This window comes from Micromonospora sp. NPDC049004 (genome assembly GCF_040649315.1).
In the GTDB taxonomy this organism is placed as follows: Bacteria; Actinomycetota; Actinomycetes; order Mycobacteriales; family Micromonosporaceae; genus Micromonospora.
This window is the reverse complement of sequence record NZ_JBEZFG010000009.1, coordinates 221,800-245,748: the sequence shown is the minus strand read 5'-3', so window position 1 is coordinate 245,748 and position 23,949 is coordinate 221,800. Positions and strand designations below refer to the sequence as shown.

Here is a 23,949-nt window from a genome sequence, read left to right as displayed (position 1 = left end):
ATGGCGGTGAACGAGACGGCACGCGGCCAGATCGTGACCTTCTACTCGTACAAGGGCGGCACCGGCCGCACGATGGCGCTGGCCAACGTGGCCTGGATCCTGGCCAGCCAGGGGTTGCAGGTGCTTGTCGTCGACTGGGACCTGGAGTCTCCGGGCCTGCACCGCTACTTCCACCCGTTCCTGCGGGACAAGGAGTTACGCGCCACCCCAGGCGTCATCGAGATGATCTGGGATTACTCGATCGCCACGATGCAGCGCAACCGTGACGAGGACTCCCAGGAACTCCTCACCGGTCACGCCAAGATCCAACGCCGTGCGGTCTCGCTGAACTGGGACTTCAGCCACGGCGGCGTGATCGACTTCGTGGCCGCCGGGCAGCAGGACTCGGCGTACTCGCGGCTGGTGAGCACCTTCGACTGGGCCAACTTCTACGAGCGCCAGGGCGGCGCGTCGTTCATCGACGCGGTCCGGGCGCAGATGCGCGCCGAGTACGACGTGGTGCTGATCGACAGCCGCACCGGTCTCAGCGACGTCGCCGGCATCTGCACCGTCCAACTGCCCGACCTGGTCGTCAACTGCTTCACCATGTCCACCCAGAGCATCCGCGGCGCGGCGGCGGTGGCCCGCTCCATCCGCAGCCAGCGCCCGGACGACCCGCCGCTGCTGCTGCCGGTGCCGATGCGTGTGGAGGACGCCGAGCTGCGCAAGCTGGAGACCGGCCGGGACCTGGTTCGCGCCGAGTTCGCCCCGTTCCTGGACCACCTCTCCGACGCGGCCGCCGCCCGCTACTGGAACACCATCGAGGTGCCGTACCGCACCTTCTACGCGTACGAGGAGATCCTCGCCGCGTTCGGCGACCGGCCCGAGCAGGTCGGCACCCTGCTGGCCGCGTACGAGCAGCTCGCCTCGGTGATCACCGACGGGCGGATCACCCAGCTGCACCCGATCGGCGAGTCGGACCGTCGCCGCTCGCTGGCCGAGTTCGAACGGAGCCGGCTCACCGCCGAGCAGGCCGTGCTGCTCAGCTACGCCTCCGCCGACCGGCTCTGGGCGGAGTGGATCACCGACCAGTTGGAGGACGCCGGGTTGCGGGTGGACCGGCGCGCGCTGGACGTGCCGCTGCTCGCCGGCGGGCGGGCCGAGTTCGACCGGGCGGTCAGCGGTGCCAGCCGGGTGCTGGCCGTGCTCACGCGGCACTACGCGAGCACCCCCCTCGCGGGTGAGGTGTGGAAGAGCGCCACCGGCCGCGACCAGCTCGGCGGCGGGGGAGTGCTGGTGCCGCTGCGGGTCGACGAGTCGCGGCTGACCGCCCCGTACAGCGAGCACAGCCCGGTCGACCTCACCGACAGCGACCCGTCCACGGCACGGGCCCGGCTGCTGGAGGCGGCGGGAACGGCGACGGTCACGGCCGGCGGCCGCGCGGTCGGCCGGTTCCCCGGCCCGTTCCCGGCGATCTCCAACGTCCGCCAGCACGGCACGCCCTTCGTCGGCCGCGCCGCCCAGTTGGAGGCGCTGCGCGACCGGCTCACCACCTCGCCGGACTCGGCCACCCAGGTTGTGCACGGCCTCGGCGGCGTCGGCAAGACCCAGCTCGCCGCCGAGTACGCGCTGCGCTTCGGGCGCGACTACGACCTGGTCTGGTGGATCCCGGCGGACAGCGAGGACCGCATCCGCGGCGGTCTGGCCGACCTCGGCCAGGCGATGGGTCTGGGCACGGGCGGCGGCGCCGAGGCGGCCCGCCGGGTGCTCGACACGCTGCGCCGCGCCGGGCCCGACCGGCGCTGGCTGATCGTCCTGGACAACGCCGACAAACCCACCCGCGCCACCCGGGCGCTGCTGCCGCAGGGGCCCGGCCACGTCCTGCTCACGACCCGCGACCAGAGCTGGAGCGAGTACGCCACCGCTACCGAGCTGACCGTGTTCGACCGCGCCGAGAGCGTCCAACTGCTGCGCGACCGGGTCCGCGGGCTCACCGACGCCGAGGCCGCGCAGGTGGCCGAGAAGCTGGGCGACCTGCCGCTCGCCGTCGAGCAGGGCGCAGCGTACCTGCGGGCCAGCGCCATGCAGGTCGAGAAGTACCTCAGTTCGCTGGACACCCCCGGCCTGCTGCGCATCCTCGACGGCCGGCAGTCCGCCGGCTACTCCAAGGCGCTCGCCGCGACCTGGCTGTTCACCCTCGGCCAGTTGCGCGAGGAGAAACCGGCGGCGGCCCGGCTGCTGGAGCTGTGCTCGTTCTACGCGCCCGAGCCGATCCCGGTCGCGATGCTCACCGGCGACCGCTTCGCCAGCTTCATGGCCCCGATCGACCCGACGCTCACCGACCCGATCCTGCAGGGCTTGGTCACCGCCGAACTGGGCCGCTACGGCCTGGCCCAGGTCGACGCGGAGAACAACTCGGTGCGGATCCACCGGCTGGTGCAGCTCGTCATCCAGGACCAGTTGGACGACCCCGACCAGGCCCGCCGGGAGGCGCAACTGCTGCTCGCCGCCGCCAGCCCGCGTGACCCCGACAAGCCGGTCAACTGGCCGCGGTACGCCGAGCTGTGGCCGCACGTACGCCCCAGCGGCCTGCACCTGTCCACGATGGACGAGGCCCGCCAGTTGGTCGTGGACATCGTGCGCTACCTCTACCGCAGGGGTGACTACGACACCAGCCGCGCGCTGGCCGAGGAGTCGCTGGCCGCGTGGCGCGACACCGACGAGGACGACCCCACCACGCTGCGGATGCGCTTCCACCTGGCGAACGTCCTACGCGCGCAGAGTCACTTCGACCGGGCGTACGAGATCGACCGGGACGTCTACGACCGGCAGCGGCGGATCTTCGGCGAGGAGCACCTCTACACCCTGATGACGGCCCGCAGCCTCGGTGCGGACCTGCGCGCCCAGGGCCTGTACCACGAGGCCGAGGCACAGGACCGGCGCACCCTGGAGCTGAGCGTGCGCAGCTTCGGCGACGACAGCGGTCGTACGCTGACCGCGGAGAACAACCTCGCCGTGTCGCTGCGCCTGGTCGGCGACTTCCGGGGCGCCGCCGCGCTCGACCAGCACATCCATGAGCGGCGGCGGGACCGCTTCGGTGAGGAGGACCCGTCCACCCTCGCCTCGGCCAGCAACTACGGCCGCGGCCTGCGCGACACCGGCGAGCTGTGGCGGTCGCACAGCGTCCTGCAACGCACCTACGCCACCCAGCAGAAGGTGATCGGCGCGGACCATCCGGAGACCCTGCGGACGGCGAAGGAGTTGGCGCTGACCCTGCGGCAGCTGGGGCGCTTCGCCGACGCCCACCGGCTGATCGAACGGACCGTGGTCCGCTACCAGCGCACCCTCGGCGGTGAGCACGCCGACACGCTCTCCGCCGAGATGGCCCTGGCCACCACCTGGTCGGCGGTGGGCGACAACCAGACCGCCCTGCGGGTGGCACGCCGCCTGCGCGACGGCTACAACGAGGTGCTCGGCGAGTCGCACGCCATCACCCTGGCCTGCCTGAACAACCTCGGCGTGCTGCTGCGCAAGCAGGGCGACCACACCCAGGCCCGCGAGCTGTCCCAGCGGGTCCGTGACCAATTGCTGACCAACCTCGGCGAGCGGCACCCGCACACCCTGCTGGCCACCCTCAACCTGGCCAACGACCTGTTCGCCCTCGGCGACGGCGACAACGCCCTGCTGCTGGACACCACCGCGTACGTGGAGCTGACCCGGGCGCTGGGCGCCGAGCACCCGGACACGCTCTCCGCCTCGGTCAACCTGGCGCTGAGCCGGCAGGCCACCGAGAGCGAGGCGGACGCCGGCCGGGCCCTCTACGACGAGGCGTTCGGCCAGTTGGTACAGCTCTTCGGCGGTGACAACCCCCGGGTGACGCAGGCCCGCCAACGCGAGCGCTCCAACGCCTACATCGAGCCGGCGCTGCTCTGACCCGCCCCGCCGTCCCGCCCCGCCGCCCCGCCCCGCCCCGCCGCGCCGTCCCGCCCCGCCGCCCGCCGTCTCGCGCTGCCGTCCCGCGCCGTACCGGGGCCGCCGTCCTGTGCCGCCGCCCGCCGCGCCGTCCCGCGCGGCCCCGCCTCGACGGCGTCGCGGTCCCGCCTCGGACATCTCTCGTGCGTCCTTTGCTCTGCTTCACTCCACGCAACACCGCTCGGCCGCGAGTGTTGCGCCCGTTGAAGCAGAGCAAAGGACGCAACTGCCCCTGCCCCCTGGCCTCGCGACCGGGCCGGGGCAGGCCGGGGCAGGCCGGGGCGGGGCGGGGCGGCGTTACTGTCCGCAGCCGACAGGTCAGGCGGGCTGCGCCAGCCAGGTCGCGAGCGCGAGCGGGTCGGCGTCGGGGAGCGCGTGGCTCAGCGCCCGCACCAGCTCGGGCCGGCTGGTCAGCACCCCGGCCGCGACCGGCTGCCCGGTGTGGTGGGCGGTCAGGGCCAGCCCCACCCAGGCGTCGACGTCCCCGCAGTCGGCGGCGACACGTCGCCGGTACCCGGCCAACGCGTCCTCGGCGTTGCCCGCCGCGTACGCCTGGTCGCTCGGGCTCGACCCCGGCGGGCCGCCGGAGCAGAGGAGCCGATGGCGGACGGCGCCCTCGGGACCGCTGCCCATGGTGAGGGCGGGACGCGGCGCGGCCGGGACGACCGTCGACGCCTGGCGACCGGTCTCCGGCGGCACGCCCTGTCGCCACGCGTGCGCCAGGCGGGCGACCTGGTCCGGGTCGGGGAGCAGGTTGGCCAGGCCCCAGCGCACCGCGCTGGCGTCCGCCACGTCCCGCACGGCCGCCTCGACCGCGCCGTCGACCGGGTCACGCCAGCCGCGCAGGGTGCTCGCCATGTCTGCCACGAAGGACCGGCCGGCCGCGGTCAGCTCGTCCGCGTCGGCGAGCTGCCGGACCGCGCGGATGGTCTGCTCCCGCCAGTACGCGTACTCGAACGCGGCGGCGGTCCCCTCGTGCCGCCGGCAACGCCACACCTCGGCCACCCCCAGGTGCGCGTACGCGCCTTGCAGCAGCGCGCCGACGGGGCGTGGGTCCAGTCGCCAGGGCGCCCGGTAGCGGGCCGGCCCACCCGGGCGGTGCAGCGGCACCAGATCGGAGAGCGCGCCGAGTTTGGTGTGCTGCAACTCGTGCACGAGCAACAGCGCCAGGGTCGGCGCGTCGGCGGGCACCGAGAGCGCGATGGCACCGAGAGCGTCCCTGCTGGTGGCGCTCACCGGGTTGCCCGAGGGCGGCGGTCGCAGCGGCACGAGTGTGCGCAGCAGCCCGGCCAGCGCGTCGGCGTGCGCCGGAAGATGGGCCCGCAGCCACCGCCCGGCCTCGGCGGTGAGCCGGGTCAGCCGGTCGGCCGACACGTCGTCCAGCCGGGGTGCCGACGGCCGGTGGTAGCAGTCGCGCCACGGGTCCTGGTCGTCGACCAGCACCTCGACCGCGTCGAACGGTGTGGTCCGGCGTATCGGCAGCCAGCCGATTGCGCCGCCACCCGCGTCGAGTAGCCGGCCACCGCCCGCCTCGATCCGTACGCCCTCGTCCGCGCCGCTGCCGATCCGCACCGTGCCCGCCTCGCCGGTGAGCCGTACCGGGCTGTCGAAGGGCAGGCCGGTCGCCGCGCCGACGGTGGGCAGGGACAGGACACCGTCGCCCGGGCGGGGCAGTGTCAGCGTGAACGTCAGGCCGGCGCGTGTCGCCGCGGCCGCCGCGAGGGCGGCCAGGTAGGCGGGGCCGGCGGCGCCGTCGAGCGCGGCGCGGGCCCATCCGGTCACCGGTGGGTGGGTCAGCACCGCGGCGACCGTTGCCGGGTGGGCGTGCTCGGCGCGGGTGAGCAGCTCCAGACTCTGCCGGACCAGTGGCTCGCCACGGCAGGCGCGGGCGGCGGCCACGGTCAGCAGCCGACGGCGACCGAGCTGCCCGCCCCGCAACACCGCGATGGTGGAGGCGTCGCCGTGGCCCTGGGCCAGTCCGGCGAGCTGCGCCGCCGACAGGGGGCCCGTCACGGGCGTGCCACAGGCGTCGGCGCGCTCGCCCCGGCGACGCGGCGGCGCAGCGCGTCCAGGTCGGCGGTCACCACCGCCCGCACGTGCTGGATCAGCCGCAGCAGGTCGGCACAGTAGACGGACGGGTGGGTGAAGCCGGCGCCGTCGCGGAAGCGGTGCGCGTACAGGCCGCCGCCGCAGACGTCGACGACCGGGCAGGCCCGGCAGGCCGCCGCGAGCGCCGCGGTCCCGGTGGGACGCCCGGCCAGCGACGGGTGACGCAACGCCTCGTCGAAGCTGTGCCGAAAGACGTCGAAGCCGGTCCGCATCGCCGACGCGGTGGTCGTCTTGAGCGTGTCGGCGCCCTCGATCGTGCCGTCGGTCTCGATCGTCATGACGTCCGGCTCGGCGGCGCCCAGCGCCTGGGTACCGCTGCGTCCGCCCAGCAGCAGCACGATCAGTGACTCGAACAGTCGGATGCCGGTACGCCGGGGGGTCTCGGCGTACCAGCGATCGAAAATGGCGATCAGCCAGTCCGCGTACGGGGTGGCGGGGTCGTCGGGGTGGCGCCCGGGTGGGGGAGTGCTCCAGTTGCCGTGCGGCAGCAGCAGATCCAGTCGGGGCGGGTCGAACTCCCGCAGGCCCTCGTAGACGGCGATCGGGTCGTTGGCCAGGTCGACGGTGCACAGCAGACCTGCGTAGCGGGCCCGGTGTTCGGGTCGGGCCAGCAGGCGCAGCGCGGCGGCCACCTCGGCGAAGCTGCCCCGGCCGTCGGCGTGGCGGCGGTGGCGGTCGTTGGCTACGCGGTCGCCGTCCACGCTCACCCCGACGTCGATGCCGTGCGTGTGGCACAGGTCGAGCGCCGCCTCGTCGAGCAGGAGCCCGTTGGTCTGCATCGCCACGTCGAGTGCGACGCCGCAGGGCATCGCGGCGCGCAGTGTGCGTACCGTCCGGTCGAGCACGGCGGGGCCGGCGAGCAGCGGCTCCCCGCCGTGCAGCACCACCCGGACCCGGTCGGTGCCGTGCCGGGCCACGTGGGCGGCGAGCCGGTCGGCGACCCGGCTCACGGTGCCGGGTGCCATCACCCGTGGCCGGTCCCGCCAGCCCTGGTCGGCGTGGCGGTAGACGTAGCAGTAGTCGCAGGCCAGGTTGCACCGGGAGTGGACCTTCAGCACCACCTGACGGATGCGGGGCGCGGCCACGGCAGGGCGGTGTCGGGTGGCCGACGGCGGGGCGTCGGCCGGCACGGTCAGAAGCTCGACTCGAATGCCGACACGTCGCCGGGCCGGCCCGACTCACCCTCGGCGGCCAGCGTGCCCAGCACGTGGGCCAGGACGCCGTCACCGGCGCCGGCCAGCAGGTCCGCCAGAGGGACGTCGCCGAGCTGCACCAGAGCGGCGCCGACAGTGCCTCCGATGGGTGGCTGGTCGTGGTCAGCCACCGTGGACCGTCCTTCGGTCGAAGACCGGCACCTGAGTCAGCGCTGCGCTCACTCCGCCTTTCTACACCATCGCACCCGACCCCGGACGGCACGACACCGCGGCCCGTACGCGCTGGCCACCGTGCCGTTACCTGGCGTACGACAGGGCCGCCCGGCGCGGCGTGGCACACCCGGTGGCCGGGACCGCAGATTTTTCCGGCCGGCCTGTCGAGATGGGCGCTGGTCGTTCGTGTGGAGGATGAGAGGTCGGCGTCGCGCCGGCCGTCACGAGGAGGAACGATGACGCTCTACCTGCTCAGCATGCACCAGCCGCAGGGTGGGGTGCCGGAGCCGGAGTTTCTGGCACAGGTGATGCGCGAGGTCGGTGAGCTGCGCGACGAGCTGGCAGCCGCCGGGTCCTGGGTCTTCGGTCAGGGTCTGCACGGTCCGGAGACCGCCACGGTGCTGCGCGCCCGCGACGGTGACGTCCTGACCACCGACGGACCGTTCGTGGAGGGCAAGGAGTACCTGGGCGGCGTCACCATCATCGACGTGCCGGACCTGGACGCCGCCCTGCACTGGGGTCGCCGCTACGCGCTGGCCACCACCCTGCCGATCGAGGTCCGCCCCTTCCGGGCCGGGGCCGGAGACTGACCGTGCCCGACGTGGAGGCGGTGTTCCGCGCCGAGTACGGCCGCGCGGTCGCCGTGCTGGTGCGCCTTCTCGGGGACATCGACCTCGCCGAGGAGGCCGTCCAGGACGCCTTCGCCATCGCGCTGCGACGCTGGCCGGACAGCGGCCCGCCGCCCAGCCCGGCCGGTTGGATCATCACGACGGCCCGCCACCAGGCCATCGACCGGCTGCGCCGGGAGGCGACCCGCGCGCACCGGCACGCCCAGGCGGCCCTGTTGTACGCCGCCGACCCGCCCGACGAGGAGGGGCCCGTGCGCGACGACCGGCTACGTCTGATCTTCACCTGCTGCCATCCGGCGCTCGCCCCGGCCACCCGCGTCGCGCTCACCCTGCGTCTGCTCGGCGGTCTGCGCACCGCCGAGATCGCTCGCGCGTTCCTGGTGCCGGAGGCGACGATGGCGCAGCGACTGGTCCGGGCCAAGTCGAAGATCCGCAACGCCCGCATCCCGTACCGGGTGCCGCGCGACGCCGACCTGCCCGACCGGCTGCACGCCGTGCTCGCCGTGCTGTACCTGATCTTCAACGAGGGGTACACGGCCAGCGCCGGTCCGCACCTGGTTCGAGCCGAACTGTGCGTCGAGGCGATCCGGCTGGCCCGGCTGCTCGTCGAGCTGATGCCGGACGAGCCGGAGGCGTCGGGCCTGCTCGCGCTGATGCTGCTCACCGAGTCCCGCCGGGCGGCGCGCACCTCGGCGGCCGGCGAGCTGGTGCCGCTTGGCGAACAGGACCGGGACCGGTGGGACCGCGCCCTGATCGCCGAGGGGCAGACACTGGTGCGTCGCTGCCTGCGCCGCGACCGGCCGGGGCCGTACCAGATCCAGGCCGCGATCGCCGCCGTGCACAGCGCCGCGCCGCGCGCCACCGACACCGACTGGCGTCAGATCCTTGCCCTGTACGACCAGCTGACGGTGGTCGCCCCCGGTCCGGTGGTGGCGCTGAACCGGGCTGTCGCGCTCGCCGAGGTCGCCGGCGCGGCGGCGGCGCTGGCCGAGGTGGACCGCCTTGATCTGCCCGGCTACCACGTGCGGCACGTCGTGCGCGCCGACCTGCTGGCCCGGCTCGGCCGGGGCGGCGAGGCCGTCGAGGCGTACCGGACGGCCGCCGCGTTGACGGACAACGCGGCCGAACGGGCCTTCCTCGACAGTCGGGCGGCGGCGGTGTCGGCGCTCTGACCGCGCGTTTGCCGACGGCCCGGGCCGGGAAACCGAGCCGCCCGGCCGGGGTGTCCACCCGTGGCCGCAGCAGCGGATGGAGGCGGCCATGGCGTATCGTCCGACGACCGTCGACACCGTGCCCGACATCGGCACCCTCACCCTCGGCGTCGAGGAGGAGTTCCTGCTCCTCGACCCGCACAGCGGCCGGAACCTGCCGGTGGCCGACCAGGTGCTGGCCGCGCTGCGCGGCCCGGCCCGCGACCAGAGCCGCCAGGAGTTCCGGCACAGCATGGTGGAGATGGTCACCCCGGTCTGCGCCGATCTCACCGAGCTGCGCACCCACCTGGTGACGCTGCGCCGCTCGGCCGTCGAGGCCGCCGCAGCGGCCGGGGCCCGGCTCGTGGCGGTCGGCGCCACCCCGGTGGCCGAGCCGCACCGGACGGTGCCCGACCGGCCGCGCTACCACGCGATGTCCCGGCGGTACGGGCCGGTGGCGCACGACCCGGCGGTCTGCGGCTGTCACGTGCACGTCGGGCTGCCGGACCGGGAGCTGGCCGTGCAGGTCTGCAACCACCTGCGGGTGTGGCTGCCGGTGGTGCAGGCGATCACCACCAACTCGCCGCTGCACGACGGGTACGACACCGGCCACGCCAGCTGGCGGTCGATGCAGTTGGAGCGCTGGCCCAGCATCGGGCCGACGCCGTACTTCGACTCGGTCGCCGACTACGACCGCACCGTCGACGAGCTGATCGCCGCCGGCATCATGCTGGACGCGGCGATGGTCTACTGGTACGCCCGGCCGTCGTCGGCGTACCCGACGGTGGAGGTCCGTGTCGGTGACGTCTGTCCGACAGTGGACGACGCAGTGCTGGTCGCCGCCCTGGTCCGCAGCCTGATCGCGACACTTGCCGACGACGTACGCGCCGGTGCGCTCGCGCCGCCCGTGCGCGACTGTCTCGTCGCCGCGGCGCACTGGCGGGCGGCCCACGACGGCCTGGACGGCGAGCTGATCGACCTGCGCGCCGGCGGCACCCGACCGGCCTGGGACCTGGTGGACGAGCTGATGGCGGCGATCGCCCCGGCGCTGCTGCATCACGGCGATCTCGGCTACGTGCTGGCCCAACTGGCCCGGCTGCGCCGCGACGGCACCGGCGCGACCCGACAGCGACGGGTGCTGGAGCACACCGGGGACCTGCTCGCGGTCATCGACGACCTCGCCGCGCACACCGCCGCCGGCTGACGGGCCGTCCTCACCCGATATCGTGGGTCTGCAACCACAGTTCCAGCAGACCGAGCTGCCACAGCTTGTTGCTGCCCGCGGCGGCCTCGGCGCGGTCCGGCTCGGCGAGCAGCCGCGCCACGTACTCGGGGCGGAACAGGCCCCGCTCGCGCGCGACCGGAGCCTGCAACGCCTCGGCGACCAGCTCGCGCACCGGCCCGTCCACGTTGCGCAGCGCCGGCACCGGGAAGTAGCCCTTCGGCCGGTCGATCACCTCGGCCGGCAGCACCTCCCGGGCGACCTCCTTGAGCACCCCCTTGCCACCCTGGGCCACCTTGTGCTCCGGTGGGCAGTGCGCGGCGAGGGTGACCAGGTCCTGATCCAGGAACGGCGTACGCACCTCCAGCCCCCAGGCCATGGACATGCTGTCCACCCGCTTCACCGGGTCGTCGGGGAGCATCAGGTGGGTGTCCAGGCGCAGGACGGCGTCCAGCGCGGTCTGCGCCCCGGGCGCGGCGAGGTGGCCGGTGAGCAGGTCGCGGCTGGCGTCGTGTTCCAGCGCGTACGCCGGGCCGACGATGGCGCGCAGCTCGTCGTGGTCACGGTCGAAGAAGGCGGCGGCGAACGTCTCGGCGGCGCCGTGGCGGGGCGCCTCGGTCAGCGGCTGGTGGTAGCCGTAGCCGGCGAACACCTCGTCGGCGCCCTGTCCGGACTGCGCCACCTTCACGTGCCGCGCCACCTGCTCCGACAGCAGGTGGAAGGCGACCACGTCGTGGCTGCCCATCGGCTCGGTCATGGCCAGCACGGCCCGTCGTACGGCGGGCGCCAGGTCGTCGTCGGCGAGCCGGATCCGATGGTGGTCGGTGTCGTACGCGCGGGCCACCAGGTCGGAGTAGTGGAACTCGTCGCCGGACTCGTCGCCCCGGCTGTCGAAGCCGATGCTGAACGTGCGCAGGTGCTCCTGGCCGGCCTCGGCGAGCAGCGCCACGATGAGGCTGGAGTCCAGGCCGCCGGAGAGCAGCACCCCGACCGGGACGTCGGCGACCAGCCGCCGGCGTACCGCCGCGCGCAGCGCGTCGCCGATCGCGGCCCGCCAGTCGGCGGCGTCCATCCCCGCGTCGGCCGGCTCCCGTACGTAGTCGGGCTGCCAGTACACCTGCTCCCGGCTGCGTCCGTCGGCCTCGATCACCCGCACGGTGGCGGGCGGCAGCTTGCGCACACCGCGCAGCACGGTTCGCGGCGCGGGCACGATGGAGTGCCAGGACAGGTAGTGGTGCAGCGCCACCGGATCGATGCCCGTGTCGACGTCGCCAGCGGCCAGCAGTGCGGGCAGGGTGGAGGCGAACCGCAGCCGGCCCGGTGCCTCGGCTAGGTAGAGCGGTTTGATGCCGAGCCGGTCGCGAGCCAGGATCAGCCGCCGCCGGGGCCTGTCGACCAGCCCGATCGCGAACATGCCGACCAGGTGGTCGACGAAACGTTCACCCCAGTGGGCGTACGCCACCAGGATCACCTCGGTGTCGCTGGTGGAGCGGAAGGAGTACCCGGCGTTCCGCAGTTCCTCGCGCAGCTGCGGGTAGTTGTAGATGCAGCCGTTGAAGACCAGTGCCAGGCCCAGGTCGTCGCGCACCATCGGCTGACCGCCGGCATCGGACAGGTCGATGATGGTCAGCCGCCGGTGCCCGAGGAGTACCCAGTCGTCGGCGTACAGGCCTTCGTCGTCCGGGCCGCGCGAGCGCATCGCCTCGGTCATCCGGGTGACCGCCGCCGCGTCGGGCGGCCGGCCATCGAAGCGCGCCTCCCCGCTGATCCCGCACATCAGGCGGGGTGGTGGTTCAGGGCAGACATGAGCGCCTCCTGTCACGTCTCCCCGGCTGGTGGTGGCGGGGGTCCGGCGAACGAACGGGGCGGCTGCCTACCCGCGCGTGGGGCGGTTATGCGCGCAGGGTGCGCAGGATGCGGGCCAGTTCGGCGCGGTCGCTGTCGGGGAGGTGGCCGAAGAAGCGATCCGCCTCGGCACGGCGGGCGGCCCGGATGGCGGCGCTGACGCGGGTGCCCTCGTCGGTGAGCGCGACCAGGGTCGCCCGGCGGTCGGCCGGGTCGGGTCGGCGCTCGACGAGCCCTCGGGCCTGCAGATCGTCGACGACCTCGGTGGCCGAGCGGGGCGCGATGTGCAGGTGCTCGGCGAGCGTGCCGGGGCGTACCTCGCCGTGGCGGCCGAGCACCCCGAGCGCCCGGGACTGGCTGGGGGTGACGTCCCACGGCGCCAACGACTCCCGGGTCTGTCGGCGCAGACGGGACGCCACCGCCCAGAACGTCTCGGCCAGGCTCTCGTCGCCGCTGTCGGTGGTGTCCTCGGTCACCGGAATACGGTAGCAGCCGATACTGTTGTTCCCTCATGTTGAGGTAACCTCAGCATATCCCGACTGGAAGGCAGTGCCCCTTGGAACGCACCCCCATGGGCCGCGACCGCGGCCACCGCACCGTCAGCGCCGAGGAGAAGACGCAGGCCCGCCAGGTGTCCCTGCGCCGCATCGGCCGCCTGTTCACCCCCCACCGGCCCGCGCTGGCCATCGTCACCGCGATCATCGTGCTCTCCTCGATCGTCGCGATGGCCAGCCCGTTCCTGCTGCGAGAAGTGATCGACAGTGCCCTTCCGCAGGGCGACGTGACCCTGCTGGTCTGGCTGGTCCTCGGCATGGTCGCCGTGGCCGCCGTGACCGCCGCCCTCGGCGTCGTCCAGACCTGGATCTCCACCCAGGTCGGGCAGCGGGTCATGCACCGGCTGCGCACCGACGTGTTCAGCCACCTCCAGCGGCAGTCACTCGGCTTCTTCACCCGCACCCGCACCGGCGAGGTGCAGTCCCGCATCACCAACGACATCGGCGGCATGCAGTCCGTGGTCACCTCCACCGCCACCGCCGTCGCCGCCAACCTCACCACAGTGGTCGCCACCGCCGTCGCCATGGTCGCGCTCTCCTGGCAGCTCTCCCTGGTCTCGCTCGTGGTCCTCCCGCCGGCCGTCTGGCTGACCCGCCGGGTCGCCCGGATGCGCCGCGAGATCACCGACCAGCGCCAGCGTGAACTCGCCGACCTCAACGTCACAGTCGAGGAGGGGCTGTCGATCAGCGGCGTACAACTCGCCAAGACCCTCGGCACCGGCCCCGCCCTGATCGACAGGTTCACCGCCTCATCGGCCCGCCTCGTCGACCTGGAGCTGCGCAGCGAGCTGGCCGGCCGCTGGCGGATGGCCTCGATGAGCATCATCTTCGCCGCCGTACCGGCAGTCATCTACCTCGCCGCCGGCCTGCCCGGCACCGCCGGCACGCTGAGCATCGGCACCCTGGTCGCCTTCACCGCCCTGCAGGGCGGCCTGTTCCGCCCCCTGATGGGCCTGCTCAACGTGGGCGTGTCGCTGACCGCCTCGCTGGCGCTGTTCGCCCGGATCTTCGAATACCTCGACCTGCCTGTCGACGTGGCCGACCCCACCGAGCCGGTCCGCCTCGACCCCGCCCGGGTCCGCGGACACCTGCGCCTGGACGACGTCACCTTCGGCTACCCCGGCAGCGACACCGCAGCCCTCGCCGGCATCACCCTCGACGTGCCGGCCGGCACCAGCCTCGCCCTCGTCGGCGAGACCGGCTCCGGCAAGAGCACCCTCGCCGGACTGGTCAGCCGCCTGCACGACCCCACCGCAGGCCGGATCACCATCGACGGCATCGATCTGCGCGACCTGCGCCTGACCGACCTGGCCGCGATCGTCGGCGTCGTCAGCCAGGAGACGTACCTGCTGCACACCACCGTCCGGGAAAACCTGCGCTACGCCCGGCCGGACGCCACCGACGCCGAGATCGAGTCGGCCGCCCGTGCCGCCCAGATCCACGACCTCATCGCCGGCCTGCCCGACGGGTACGACACGATGGTCGGCTCCCGCGGGCACCGGTTCTCCGGCGGCGAGAAGCAACGACTCGCCATCGCCCGTACGCTGCTGCGCGACCCGCGCATCCTGGTCCTCGACGAGGCCACCAGCGCACTGGACACCGAGACCGAACGCGCCGTGCAGCGAGCGTTCGACGTGCTCGCGCAGGGGCGTACCACCATCACCATCGCCCACCGCCTGTCCACGATTCGCGACGCCGACCAGATCGCCGTGCTCGACCACGGCCGGATCGTCGAGACCGGCGACCACGACAGCCTGCTCGACCGCAACGGCCGCTACGCCACACTCGCCGCCTGAGAACGGCGAATACAACACCACGGTGGCGGGATGACAGGCTCAGCATATGGAGAGCGTTCTGACGCAGCTGCCCGCCCTGCTCGGCGTACTGGTCGGCACCATTGGCACGATGGTCGCCACCACGGTGACGGAGCGTGCCCGATGGCGACGCAGCCAGAACGTCCGCTGGGACGAGCGGCGGTTGGACGCGTACGCCGATTTCACCCGCGCAGTGAAGGAGATCCACCTGGTCTCCCTGGGGATGCTGAGCGGTCACCGCCCCGGCTCCCGTACGCCCACGTTGGACCGCGAGGACGGGCTGGCCCGGCTGGCCGAGGCGGACGTGCGTCATACCCTGACCTGGGAGGCGGTCCTGCTGCTCGGTGACGCGACGACCGTACGTGCGGCCTCCACCTGGCGGCGTGCCGTGCGGAACCTGGAGCAGGCGGCGCGGAGTCTGCCGACCCCACCGGACAACCTGGCCGCCATGGTCGGGCAGGCCGACGAAGCCCGCGACGACTTCTACCAGGCCGCCCGCGACGGCCTCGGCGTACGCGGCGGGACCGTGGAGCAGTTTCGGCGTCCAGTCGAGGGACGGATCCCGACGGCACGGCACTGAGCAGTGTGGAAGCCGAACTCGTTGCCACGCGAGGACCGGCTCTGATCGAACATATCTAGACATGCTAGGTAGGTCAACGCTGCTTGTTAGGTGCGTCGCGGTGTGATCAAATCGGGTTGCCACGCGAGGAGTGCCATGCGAGAAGTGCCGGATTACTGGCGCATCGCCGACGATGTGATCGCCGACGTCAGGTCGAAGAAGGTCAAGCCGGGGGACAAGCTGCCCTCGATCGCTGAACTGCGTTCGCGATACGACGTCAGCCACGGGACTGTGCAGATGGCCTACGCCCGGTTGGAGGCGCTGCGCGTGATCCGGCGGCAGCAGGGCAAGGGCGTCTTCGTGACCGACCCGAAGACGTGGATGCGCGAGCCGTAGGTGGCGTGGGACATCTCGGAACACGCCGCCTACGCGGGCGGCCTCGCTACACGTGTGGCCAAGTTGCGGCAGCGTTTTCCCGACGCGCTCGTGACGTGCGACGTTGCCGGCAAGTTCTCCGGGCCCGAGCTCATTTGCTGGAACGCGCACCCGCGCGAGACCTGGGTGTGGGTGTTCGAGGCGGATGATCCTGCGGGGGCACGGCGTGCTTCGGCTCGGCTGGAGCAGCTCCTCACGGCTCCGCACGAGCTGACCGCTGTCGTGGACAAGCCGGTGGTGGCCGGCCCGAACGACGTCTTCGAGAAGGACTCCGTCACCGCGTCCAGCTACGTCGACGTGGACCGGCGGATCGAGGTCCGGAACGGGCCCGGAGACGGCATCCAGCTGTTCCGGGCGTTCGACATCGAGGGTTTCGACGACACCGCGGAACGGGTCGCGATCAACCTGGCGCTCGGTGCCGCCTACAAGGCGGATCGCGCCTCCCGAAGGGCGTTGGGTTTCCGGCGCGACGGTCTGTCCACGCACTCGCGTGGTGACGAACGGCATTGACACAGATCGCTTCGCATCCCATGGTCGATGGATTCATCCCTCCGTCGAAGGGCCGCAGGATGCTCAGCAGTGAACACCGGTACGTCATCGTCGGGGCGGGGCCTGCCGGCCTACAACTGAGCTACTACCTCCAGCAGCACGGCGCCGACTACCTGACGCTGGAGAGCGGCGACGAGCCCGGCGGTTTCTTCCGGCGGTTCCCGCGCCACCGTCGGCTCATCTCGCTGAACAAGGTGCACACCGACAGCGCCGATCCGGAGATCCGCCTGCGCTGGGACTGGAACTCGCTGCTCAACGACTCCCCGGACCTGCTGTTTCCGCGCTTCAGCGAGGAGTACCTGCCGGCCGCCGACGACCTGGTGCGTTACCTCGCCGAGTTCCAGCGGGTCCACGCGCTCAACATCCGTTTCGGCACGACCGTGGAGCGGATCACGCGCAGCGGCGACGGCTTCGTCGTGGGCACCGACCAGGGGGAGGTCCGCGCGCGCTGCCTGGTCGTCGCGACCGGCTGGGGCCGGCCCTTCGTGCCGGCCATCAAGGGCATCGAACATGCCATCGGGTACGAGGACATGGACGTCGATCCCACGGCGTACGACGGTCAGCGGGTCCTGATCATCGGTAAGGGCAATTCGGCTTTCGAGACCGCGTCGGCCATCCTCGGCCGCGCGTCGATGGTGCACCTCGCCAGCCGGCAGCCCCTGCGACTGGCGTGGAACACCAAGCATCCCGGGGACGTACGTGGCCAGTACGGCGCGATCCTCGACAGCTACCAGTTCAAGACGTTGCACTCGGTGCTGGACTGCACCATCGACGAGATCCGGCCCGTCGACGGGCGGTTCCGGGTGTCCATCACGTACACCCACGCGGAGGGGGAGACCGCCGAACTGGACTACCACACGGTGCTGCGGTGCACCGGGTTCCGGATGGACACGACGATGTTCGACGAGACGTCCCGACCCGACCTGGTGCGTGACGGCCGCATGCCCGGCCTGCGCCCCGACTGGCAGTCCAGCAACATCGACGACCTGTACTTCGCCGGCACGATCGCCCAGGCGCGGGACGCGAAGCACGCGTCGTCGCCGTTCATCGACGGCTTCCGGTACAACCTCCGCACCTTCACCCGGATCCTGCGGGAGCGCTACGAGGGCGTGCCGCTGTCGTACGCGACGACGCCCGCCGATCCCGTGTCGCTGACGAAGCTGATGCTCGACCGCGTCAACTGGTCGTCGGCGTTGTGGACCCAGTTCGAGTACCTGTGCGACGTCTTCGTCCGCGACGACGAGACCGGCGACATCCACCACTACGAGGACCTGCCGGAGGACTACGCAGTGGAGCGCTTCGCGGCGGCCACGCAGTGGTACACGCTCGCGTTGCGGTGGGGCCGTGACGACTACGGCGACGTCTTCGCCATCGACCGGCACCCGACGCCCGACCGGGCCCGGGAGAGCGCCTTCATCCATCCGGTGATCCGGCGTTACCGCGGCTCGGAACTCGTCCACGAACAGCACCTGCTGGAGGATCTGCTGGCCGAGTGGCGGCGCCCGGACCGGCACGTCGAGCCGTTGGTCGAGTTCCTGACCGGGGACCTCACCAGCGGATCATGATCTCGTCGAGGGGTTTGCGGGCCAGATCGGGGACGTGGGCGTCCGCTGTGGGATAACCCACGGGCATCACGACGTACGGGCGCTCCTCCGCGGGTCGCTCGCACACCTCGTTGAGGAACCGCATCGGGCTGGGCGTGTGGGTCAGGGTGACCAGGCCGGCGTGGTGCAGCGCGGTGATCAGCAGGCCCACCGCGATGCCGACGGACTCCTTGACGTAGTACGGCTTCGGGCTGCGCGGCCCCTGATGCACCTCGAACACGACGATGACGGCCGGTGCGGTCTCCAGGAACGGTTTGCGCCAGTCGGTGCCGAGCCCGGCGATCGCACCCAGCCACTCCGGCGAGGCACGGCGGTCGTAGAACGCCCGTTCCTCGGCCTCGGCGGCCTCGCGCAGCCGGCGTTTGCGGGCCGGGTCGGTCAGGACGACGAACCGCCACGGCTGCACGTTGGCGCCGCTGGGCGCGGTCGACGCCGCCCGGATCGCGGCCTCGACGACCCCGTCGGGCAGCGGGTCGCTGGCGAAGTCCCGCACCGACCGGCGCTGCGCCATCCGCTGTGCGAACGCCTCCGCCTCGCGCACCATCTCGGCCGCCGGTCGGCGGTGATGCTGGATGGGCACCCTGGGTACCAGGTCGGTGTCGTTCACCTGTGGCCTCCGTGCTGACGTGTGCCGGCCTTCCGGTTCGTCCAGCATCTCGGAGCCGACGCCGCCTGTCGTTACGCAGGCGTGCCCTCTTCACGGGCGGGCACGTCGGGGGCGGTCCGGCTGACGAGATCGTCGACCACGTCGGTCAGACGGCCGCGCACCGCCCGGGCGGCACGCTGACGGGTCGCGCCGTCGCCGTCCGCGGCGAGCCACTTCAGCCAGCCCTGCACCCGTTCGCGGTCACCGGCCGCGTCCAACGCCGGCCGGGCGCGCTCGACGAGCCGCTCGGCCAGGGCGGACGCGGGCAGCAGCCGGCCCGTGCCGACGTCGACGCCGTGGCCGCCCATCCCGTCGCGGGCGGCCCGCCAGTACGCGAGCCGCAGCAGGTCGGGAACCAGTCGGGGCCCCTCGTCGCCCTCATCGACGGCCTCCCCGGCGACGACGACCAGGGCCCGCACCAGGGCGGCGAGCGCCGCGGACTCGGCGGCGGTCACGGGAACGTCGGCCACCCGTACCTCGAGCGTGGGGTGGTGTGCGGACAGGCGCAGATCCCAGAAGATCGTGCCGTGGTCGACCAGCGCGCCCGCGTCCAGGAGCATGTCCACGTGGTCGTCGTACTGCCGCGCGGACGTCAGGTACGGCGGCGGGCCGGCCACCGGCCAGCGCCCCCACGTGATGCTGCGCCAACTCGCGTAGCCGGTGTCGCGTTCCGCCCAGTAGGGCGAGTTGGCGGTAAGGGCGATGAGCACCGGCAGGTGCGCGCGCAGGTGGTTGCCGATCAGCACGGCCCGGTCCCGGTCGGGCTGCTGCACGTGGACGTGCACGGCGCAGATCGCCAGCTCGTCGTGCAGCCCACGGAAGGTGGCGGTGCCCCGATCCTGCCGTGGCCCCTCGGTCAGCGGCGGCGGCACGGCACGGCCCAGCACCGGCGAGCCGCTGGCGATCACCCGCAGACCCGCCGAACGGGCCGCGGTCTGTACGGCGGCCCGTCCCTCGACGAGCTGCGCGGCGAGATCGTCGACACTCTGGCACGGGTCGGTGCGGGTTTCGAGCTGGAGCTTGGTGATCTCACCGCCCACCCGGGCACCGAGCGTCGGGCGCGCGCCGTCGACGACGGTGGCCGCCTCCGGTACGACCTCGCCCCGGTCGGCGTCGACGACGAGGAATTCCTCCTCGACGCCGAGTGGGGGAATGAGCGATTCCGAGTGCTGTCCCGTAGGCATGCCGAAGCCGACCCCTCGCTGCCGGTCACGCACCGGCGAGAAGCACGTTACGGGATGTCGTCGATGGGTCGCACCCTGCCATCTTCCATCGTGGACAGCGCGTCGACGAGTCCGGCGAGCAGCGCCGTCCGTTCGGGCATCCGGTCGAGGCAGACGTACTCGTCGGCGGCGTGCGCCCCGCCGCCGACCGCGCCCAGGCCGTCGAGGGTCGGTACGCCCAGCGCGGCGGTGAAGTTGCCGTCGGACGCGCCGGCCGCGTACGCGCCGGTGAGGCGCGGGATGCCTAGCCGGCGGGCGATCGACTGGGCCACCTCCAGCAGTGGCCGCGCGAGCTCCGGGGCCATCGGGTAGCGGTTGATTCCACCCTGCACGGCCAGCGTCGCCTCGGGCAGGAACGGGACGAGCCCGCGGATGGCGTGATCGACGCGTTCCAGTTCGTCCCTCGTCCAGGCCCGGACGTCGACGGCCAGGCTGGCGCGTTCGGGCACCGTGTTCGTCGTGGTGCCGGCGGAGAGCAGGGTAGGTGTGACGGAGGTGCCGCCGCTGTCGGCCGCGCCGAGCGTGCCCAGGGTGAGCACCTGGTGGGCGACCTCGACCGTTGCGTTGACACCGCGCTGGGGTTCGACGCCGGCGTGGGCCGCCCGACCGGAGACGGTGAGGCGGTAGACCGAGCCACCCTTGCGGGCCACCTTCAGGTGCCCGTCCGGGGTGGCCGCCTCGCAGACGAGGACCGCGCCCGAGCGCCGCGCCTCGCGCTCGATCAGCTGCCGCGACGAGCCGGACCCGCTTTCCTCGTCGCAGGTCAGCAGCACGCCTACCGACGAGGTGTCCTCGATCAGGCCCAGGGCCGTGAACATCTGCACGATGCCGGCCTTCATGTCGCACACGCCGGGCCCCGTCGCCACGTCCCCGCGGACGGTGAACGGCCGGGACCGGATCGTGCCGACCGGGAAGACGGTGTCGAAATGGCCGAGCAGCAGCACGCGCTGATCGACGGCCGGCCACAGCAGGTGCGGCAGGCCGTCGATCACGACCCGCTGGGCGGGCCGGCCGAGCACGTCCTTTCCCCAGTCGGCGAGCAGGTTGGCGCAGGACTCCAGCTCCGGCAGCGAGCCCGGCGCCGACTCGCAGGCGACGAGTGTGCTCAGCCGGTCGACCATGTCGGCTCGGAGCCGGTGGGCGGCGTCGAGCAGGAAGCGGGGACGGTCCATCGATCCCTCCTACCGCACGGCCGACGGGCTTCATCAGGCGTGCCCATCGACAATCGCAGGGGGATCGGGGTGCGGTCACCCGTGGTTGTGCTCAGACCGTCGGTGTCGCGGCCGCCGACCCGTAGCCGACGTCGACGATCCGCTGTGCCATCTGCGCGTACGCCTCCTGGCCCTCGGGTGCGAACGTGCCGAGCCCGTCGACGTACCTGTTGAACATGCAGAACGCGGCGGCGATCAGGACGGTGTCGTGGATCTCCAGGTCGGTGGCGCCCTCGGCGCGGGCGTCGGCGACCAGCTCGGTGGTGACGTCGCGGCCACTGATCTGCACCGCGCCGGCGATGCGCAGCAGCGCCCGCAGCTTGGCCGAGATGGGCGCGCTGTCGAGGTCCGCGCGTACCTGGTCGACGAGGGTCATGCCCTCGTCGAGCTGGGCGGCCGCGAACGCCGAGTGCGACGCGCAGCAGAAGGTGCACTCGTTGCGCCCGGAAACGTACGCGGCGATCAGCTCGCGCTCGCCGGGCGGGAGCGTGTGCGGGGCGCGCAGCAGCACCTCGGCCAACTCGTTGAGCGGCTTCGCCGTTTCCGGACGGTACCGCATCGGGCCGGTGACGCCGGGAAACTCCTTCTCGTCGATCCCGAGATCGATGTGCGCCATGGTGATCCGCCCTCCAACCGTGAACCGCGGCCCGACCGGGAGGACACCTCAGCCGGCGTACGACTGCCCGAGCGGGGCGGCGTGACAGGCGCCGCGCAGCCACGATCTCATCCCGTCCGACGTACGTCTTTCTTCATTCATGCTCTTTTCCACGCCGCAACGCGGCCCTGACCACCGCCTACCACAATCGGATGCGACGTGGGTCGTCGTCCACAGGTGTTGTCGCTGTCCACAGGGGCCTCCGGGCGAACACCTGTCGGCGGCAGGTCGGGGCAGGGTCGGTGCCATGGACCCGAGGCTGTGCGACAGGCTCGTGCGTGGCGGCGGGCTCCTCGTTCGTCGGGACGTGGCGCGCGTGGCGCCGGCGTGGACGATCCAGACCGCCTGGCGCGCGGGGCGGATCGTGCGACTGCTGCCCGGGGTCTACGTTGACGCCGCGCTGATCCGGGACCGCACGTCCGACCTGCCGCCTCTGGCCCGGGTCGAGCCCGAAATGGCCCGCCGGGCGGCACTCGCGTACGTCAATGGGCGTGACGCGCTCAGTCGGCTGACCGCGCTCGACGCGTGGGGCCTGCGCCGGCAACCACCCGGTGAGCCGGTGCATCTCGACCTGCCCACCGGGTCGGGCCTGCGTAGTCGACCGCATCTCGTGGTGCGCCACCGCGTCGGGTTCGCGATTGCGCCGCCGCAGGTGGTGGTACGGGGTGGGATGCCTGTGACGCGACTCGACAGGACCCTTGTGGACTGTTGGTCGCTGCTGCCACCGGTCGGCCGGCCTGGGCCCCTCATCAGGGCGGTCGATGACCGACTCACCACGCCACAGCGGCTCGTCGTCGCCCTGGCCGACCTGCGCCGGTCGACCGATCGAGCGGCGCTGCGCGGGCTGCTGGATCGGCTCGCCGCCGGTTGCCGAAGCGCACTGGAGATCTGGGGCCACGACCATGTCTTCACCGGTCCGGGCATGCCGGCGTTCACCCGGCAGGCGCGGGTGCGGGTCGGAGCCCGGACCATCTACCTCGACATGTTCGCCGAGGTGGAGCGGGTCAACGTCGAACTGGACGGTGCCACCACCCATGGCGATCCGGCCGAACGCGAGATCGACCTCCGCCGCGATGCCCTGCTGGCCACCGTCGGAATCCTCGTCGTCCGCTTCAGCCACCGTCGCCTTGTGACGAGTCCCGCCCAGGTCCGCGAGGAGACCCGCGCGATCCTCGCCGCCCGCCGTCATCTCTCCATGATCAGGCGATGAGAAGTAGGTCTCAGAAGCTCTCCGGACCTACTTCTCGTCACTTGATCATGGGGGGCTAGGTGGTGGCGAAGGCGAGGGCTCCGCAGCCGATCACCAGTACGAGCACCGTCACCAGGACGATGCTCAGGATGGCGCCCGGACGCTGGATCAGCGGCTTGCCGGGGTCGAGCGGCGCCGGCAGTGACGCCGCGACACCCGGCGTGGGCTGGGGCGGGGCGAGGCGCAGGATGCGACGCAGCCGGAAGCGGTCGACGCCGAGGAAGATCGGAATGCCGATGACACCGACTCCCCACCAGCCGGCGAGCAGGGTCTTGTTCGTGTAGTGACGGAACATCGCGAGACCGCAGCTGCGGCACATCCACCCGCGCTGGGAGGAGACGACGTACAGGATGACGATGCTCGTCATCGACTGGAAGGAGACGTGGGCGGCGGGGTGGCTGCCGCAGAACTGACATTCCCCGTCGGCGGGTGGGCGTAGGGCAGGCGGCGGTACGGGCGCGGGCATTGTCGTCACGGGTCGCTCCGGCTGGCGAGAGGGCTGGCGGGTGAAAGAGCTGGCGAGTGCAGGAGTTGCTGCGAGTGTCGTCAGCCGGCCGGTGTGGGGTAGCGGTCGCCGCCGTACTGGCGCAGGGCCGCCGCGACCTGGTCGCGCGACTGCCTGGTGCTCTTCAGGTCGGCGATGCGGTAGCCGCGCAGGCCGGTCAGCTCGACGTCGGGCGCCAGCGCGCGCTCGGTCTGGTCGCCGACCCAGACGGTCAGGATGCTCGGCTTCTCCAGCTTGCCGGCGTTGGGCCTCTTCTCGATCGCCACCCGGCTCACGTCCGACCAGGCGAAGTCCACTGTCGCCTCGCCCCTGGTCCAGGTGATGCCCTGCGCACCGATGCGGACGGCGAACGCCTGGCGGCTCTCCCGCACCGCGCCCAGCCCGCCGATCAGGGCGAGCAGCGCCATCACGTAGCCGACCCAGCTGCCGAAGGTGAACTCCCGGCCCATCGCCGCCAGGATCTCCGGCGAGAACACCAGGACGACCGCCAGCACGAGCAGTGCGGGGCCCTTGGCGTACGGCTTCCAATTCCGTTCGAGTTCCATCGTGTGTTCCTCCCCCGTGCCTCCCCCGAGCGGAAGGACGGGAGGATGCTAGCCAGCCGGGCCGGCGTTGGCGATCATGGCAGAACG

The 23,949-nt window shown here is 72.4% G+C and carries 21 protein-coding genes; 10 read left to right on the top strand and 11 right to left on the bottom strand.

The genetic code is table 11. From position 1 onward, the window contains the following. Positions 1-3,912, top strand: coding sequence for an FxSxx-COOH system tetratricopeptide repeat protein (fxsT, locus tag AB0B97_RS25935; protein WP_357497177.1), 3,912 nt, complete (start codon positions 1-3; stop codon positions 3,910-3,912). A 357-nt stretch (positions 3,913-4,269) separates the two neighbouring features. Here the strand turns inward: fxsT and AB0B97_RS25930 are convergent, their stop codons facing one another. Genes AB0B97_RS25930 through fxsA form a run of 3 tightly spaced genes read right to left on the bottom strand, consistent with a single transcriptional unit; the run spans position 4,270 to position 7,384 of the window. After that, on the bottom strand, positions 4,270-5,964 hold the full coding sequence (locus tag AB0B97_RS25930; protein WP_357497175.1) for an HEXXH motif-containing putative peptide modification protein: 1,695 nt from the start codon (positions 5,962-5,964) through the stop codon (positions 4,270-4,272). Further along, complete coding sequence (locus AB0B97_RS25925) at positions 5,961-7,190, bottom strand: FxsB family cyclophane-forming radical SAM/SPASM peptide maturase (protein WP_357497173.1); 1,230 nt, start codon at positions 7,188-7,190, stop codon at positions 5,961-5,963. The genes AB0B97_RS25930 and AB0B97_RS25925 overlap by 4 nt, the downstream gene beginning before the upstream one ends. A 2-nt stretch (positions 7,191-7,192) precedes the next feature. Further along, the gene (gene fxsA, locus AB0B97_RS25920; protein WP_357497171.1) at positions 7,193-7,384 is read right to left on the bottom strand and encodes an FxSxx-COOH cyclophane-containing RiPP peptide; all 192 of its coding nucleotides are present in this window, start codon (positions 7,382-7,384) and stop codon (positions 7,193-7,195) included. 279 nt (positions 7,385-7,663) lie between these two features. Here fxsA and AB0B97_RS25915 point away from each other — a divergent pair, with 279 nt between their 5' ends. The 3 genes from AB0B97_RS25915 to AB0B97_RS25905 all read left to right on the top strand — a co-directional run bounded on the left by AB0B97_RS25915 (position 7,664) and on the right by AB0B97_RS25905 (position 10,450). Beyond that, positions 7,664-8,017 carry a YciI family protein gene (locus AB0B97_RS25915; protein ID WP_357497169.1) on the top strand — a complete coding sequence of 118 codons (354 nt, stop codon included), beginning with the start codon at positions 7,664-7,666 and terminating at the stop codon, positions 8,015-8,017. Between the two features lie 2 nt (positions 8,018-8,019). Next, positions 8,020-9,228 (top strand): sigma-70 family RNA polymerase sigma factor, encoded by a 1,209-nt coding sequence (locus tag AB0B97_RS25910; RefSeq protein ID WP_357497167.1) that lies wholly within the window; start codon positions 8,020-8,022, stop codon positions 9,226-9,228. An 88-nt stretch (positions 9,229-9,316) separates the two neighbouring features. Beyond that, positions 9,317-10,450 (top strand): glutamate--cysteine ligase, encoded by a 1,134-nt coding sequence (locus AB0B97_RS25905; protein ID WP_357497165.1) that lies wholly within the window; start codon positions 9,317-9,319, stop codon positions 10,448-10,450. A gap of 10 nt (positions 10,451-10,460) precedes the next feature. Here the strand turns inward: AB0B97_RS25905 and AB0B97_RS25900 are convergent, their stop codons facing one another. Together AB0B97_RS25900 and AB0B97_RS25895 are read right to left on the bottom strand one after the other, a co-directional pair. Continuing rightward, entirely contained in the window at positions 10,461-12,245 is a 1,785-nt protein-coding gene (locus tag AB0B97_RS25900) for an N-acetylglutaminylglutamine amidotransferase (RefSeq protein WP_357497163.1), read from the bottom strand. Between the two features lie 115 nt (positions 12,246-12,360). After that, positions 12,361-12,789: a MarR family winged helix-turn-helix transcriptional regulator gene (locus AB0B97_RS25895; protein WP_234582460.1), complete on the bottom strand. Its 429-nt coding sequence runs from the start codon at positions 12,787-12,789 to the stop codon at positions 12,361-12,363. A 95-nt stretch (positions 12,790-12,884) separates the two neighbouring features. Here AB0B97_RS25895 and AB0B97_RS25890 point away from each other — a divergent pair, with 95 nt between their 5' ends. The 5 genes from AB0B97_RS25890 (at position 12,885) to AB0B97_RS25870 (ending at position 17,789) form a co-directional block, all read left to right on the top strand. Continuing rightward, a complete protein-coding gene (locus tag AB0B97_RS25890) occupies positions 12,885-14,663 on the top strand; it encodes an ABC transporter ATP-binding protein (protein ID WP_357497351.1) in 1,779 nt (592 codons plus the stop codon). Between the two features lie 46 nt (positions 14,664-14,709). Beyond that, on the top strand, positions 14,710-15,261 hold the full coding sequence (locus AB0B97_RS25885) for a hypothetical protein (RefSeq protein WP_357497161.1): 552 nt from the start codon (positions 14,710-14,712) through the stop codon (positions 15,259-15,261). Between the two features lie 135 nt (positions 15,262-15,396). Next, the gene (locus tag AB0B97_RS25880; protein WP_357497159.1) at positions 15,397-15,636 is read left to right on the top strand and encodes a winged helix-turn-helix domain-containing protein; all 240 of its coding nucleotides are present in this window, start codon (positions 15,397-15,399) and stop codon (positions 15,634-15,636) included. A gap of 54 nt (positions 15,637-15,690) precedes the next feature. Continuing rightward, entirely contained in the window at positions 15,691-16,185 is a 495-nt protein-coding gene (locus AB0B97_RS25875) for a hypothetical protein (protein ID WP_357497157.1), read from the top strand. Between the two features lie 59 nt (positions 16,186-16,244). Next, the gene (locus AB0B97_RS25870) at positions 16,245-17,789 is read left to right on the top strand and encodes an NAD(P)-binding domain-containing protein (RefSeq protein WP_357497155.1); all 1,545 of its coding nucleotides are present in this window, start codon (positions 16,245-16,247) and stop codon (positions 17,787-17,789) included. Here the strand turns inward: AB0B97_RS25870 and AB0B97_RS25865 are convergent. The 4 genes from AB0B97_RS25865 to AB0B97_RS25850 form a co-directional block, all read right to left on the bottom strand. After that, positions 17,773-18,372 (bottom strand): nitroreductase family protein, encoded by a 600-nt coding sequence (locus AB0B97_RS25865; protein ID WP_357497349.1) that lies wholly within the window; start codon positions 18,370-18,372, stop codon positions 17,773-17,775. The genes AB0B97_RS25870 and AB0B97_RS25865 overlap by 17 nt on opposite strands. A gap of 134 nt (positions 18,373-18,506) precedes the next feature. Then, positions 18,507-19,658 (bottom strand): glutamate--cysteine ligase, encoded by a 1,152-nt coding sequence (locus AB0B97_RS25860; protein WP_357497153.1) that lies wholly within the window; start codon positions 19,656-19,658, stop codon positions 18,507-18,509. Between the two features lie 47 nt (positions 19,659-19,705). Beyond that, positions 19,706-20,869, bottom strand: a complete 1,164-nt coding sequence (locus AB0B97_RS25855; protein WP_357497151.1) for a M20/M25/M40 family metallo-hydrolase — start codon at positions 20,867-20,869, stop codon at positions 19,706-19,708. Positions 20,870-20,960: 91 nt separating this feature from the next. Then, positions 20,961-21,524, bottom strand: coding sequence for a carboxymuconolactone decarboxylase family protein (locus AB0B97_RS25850; RefSeq protein WP_357497149.1), 564 nt, complete (start codon positions 21,522-21,524; stop codon positions 20,961-20,963). 286 nt (positions 21,525-21,810) lie between these two features. On the opposite strand from AB0B97_RS25850, the gene AB0B97_RS25845 reads away from it, so the two are divergent. Further along, a complete protein-coding gene (locus tag AB0B97_RS25845) occupies positions 21,811-22,773 on the top strand; it encodes a DUF559 domain-containing protein (RefSeq protein ID WP_357497147.1) in 963 nt (320 codons plus the stop codon). A gap of 55 nt (positions 22,774-22,828) precedes the next feature. On the opposite strand, the gene AB0B97_RS25840 is transcribed toward AB0B97_RS25845, so the two are convergent. Together AB0B97_RS25840 and AB0B97_RS25835 are read right to left on the bottom strand one after the other, a co-directional pair. Continuing rightward, a complete protein-coding gene (locus AB0B97_RS25840) occupies positions 22,829-23,179 on the bottom strand; it encodes a hypothetical protein (RefSeq protein ID WP_357497145.1) in 351 nt (116 codons plus the stop codon). A 179-nt stretch (positions 23,180-23,358) separates the two neighbouring features. Further along, positions 23,359-23,862, bottom strand: a complete 504-nt coding sequence (locus tag AB0B97_RS25835) for a hypothetical protein (RefSeq protein WP_357497143.1) — start codon at positions 23,860-23,862, stop codon at positions 23,359-23,361. Positions 23,863-23,949: the final 87 nt, after the last annotated feature.

Excerpts from the sequence above, each read along its gene's own strand:
- fxsT (WP_357497177.1), top strand. The coding sequence starts at position 1 with ATGGCGGTGAACGAGACGGCACGCGGCCAGATCGTGACCTTCTACTCG.
- AB0B97_RS25915 (WP_357497169.1), top strand. The coding sequence starts at position 7,664 with ATGACGCTCTACCTGCTCAGCATGCACCAGCCGCAGGGTGGGGTGCCG.
- AB0B97_RS25905 (WP_357497165.1), top strand. The coding sequence starts at position 9,317 with ATGGCGTATCGTCCGACGACCGTCGACACCGTGCCCGACATCGGCACC.
- AB0B97_RS25900 (WP_357497163.1), bottom strand. The coding sequence starts at position 12,245 with ATGTGCGGGATCAGCGGGGAGGCGCGCTTCGATGGCCGGCCGCCCGAC.
- AB0B97_RS25890 (WP_357497351.1), top strand. The coding sequence starts at position 12,885 with ATGGGCCGCGACCGCGGCCACCGCACCGTCAGCGCCGAGGAGAAGACG.
- AB0B97_RS25885 (WP_357497161.1), top strand. The coding sequence starts at position 14,710 with ATGGAGAGCGTTCTGACGCAGCTGCCCGCCCTGCTCGGCGTACTGGTC.
- AB0B97_RS25880 (WP_357497159.1), top strand. The coding sequence starts at position 15,397 with ATGCGAGAAGTGCCGGATTACTGGCGCATCGCCGACGATGTGATCGCC.
- AB0B97_RS25870 (WP_357497155.1), top strand. The coding sequence starts at position 16,245 with ATGCTCAGCAGTGAACACCGGTACGTCATCGTCGGGGCGGGGCCTGCC.
- AB0B97_RS25865 (WP_357497349.1), bottom strand. The coding sequence starts at position 18,372 with ATGGTGCGCGAGGCGGAGGCGTTCGCACAGCGGATGGCGCAGCGCCGG.
- AB0B97_RS25860 (WP_357497153.1), bottom strand. The coding sequence starts at position 19,658 with ATGCCTACGGGACAGCACTCGGAATCGCTCATTCCCCCACTCGGCGTC.
- AB0B97_RS25855 (WP_357497151.1), bottom strand. The coding sequence starts at position 20,869 with ATGGACCGTCCCCGCTTCCTGCTCGACGCCGCCCACCGGCTCCGAGCC.
- AB0B97_RS25850 (WP_357497149.1), bottom strand. The coding sequence starts at position 21,524 with ATGGCGCACATCGATCTCGGGATCGACGAGAAGGAGTTTCCCGGCGTC.
- AB0B97_RS25845 (WP_357497147.1), top strand. The coding sequence starts at position 21,811 with ATGGACCCGAGGCTGTGCGACAGGCTCGTGCGTGGCGGCGGGCTCCTC.
- AB0B97_RS25840 (WP_357497145.1), bottom strand. The coding sequence starts at position 23,179 with ATGACGAGCATCGTCATCCTGTACGTCGTCTCCTCCCAGCGCGGGTGG.
- AB0B97_RS25835 (WP_357497143.1), bottom strand. The coding sequence starts at position 23,862 with ATGGAACTCGAACGGAATTGGAAGCCGTACGCCAAGGGCCCCGCACTG.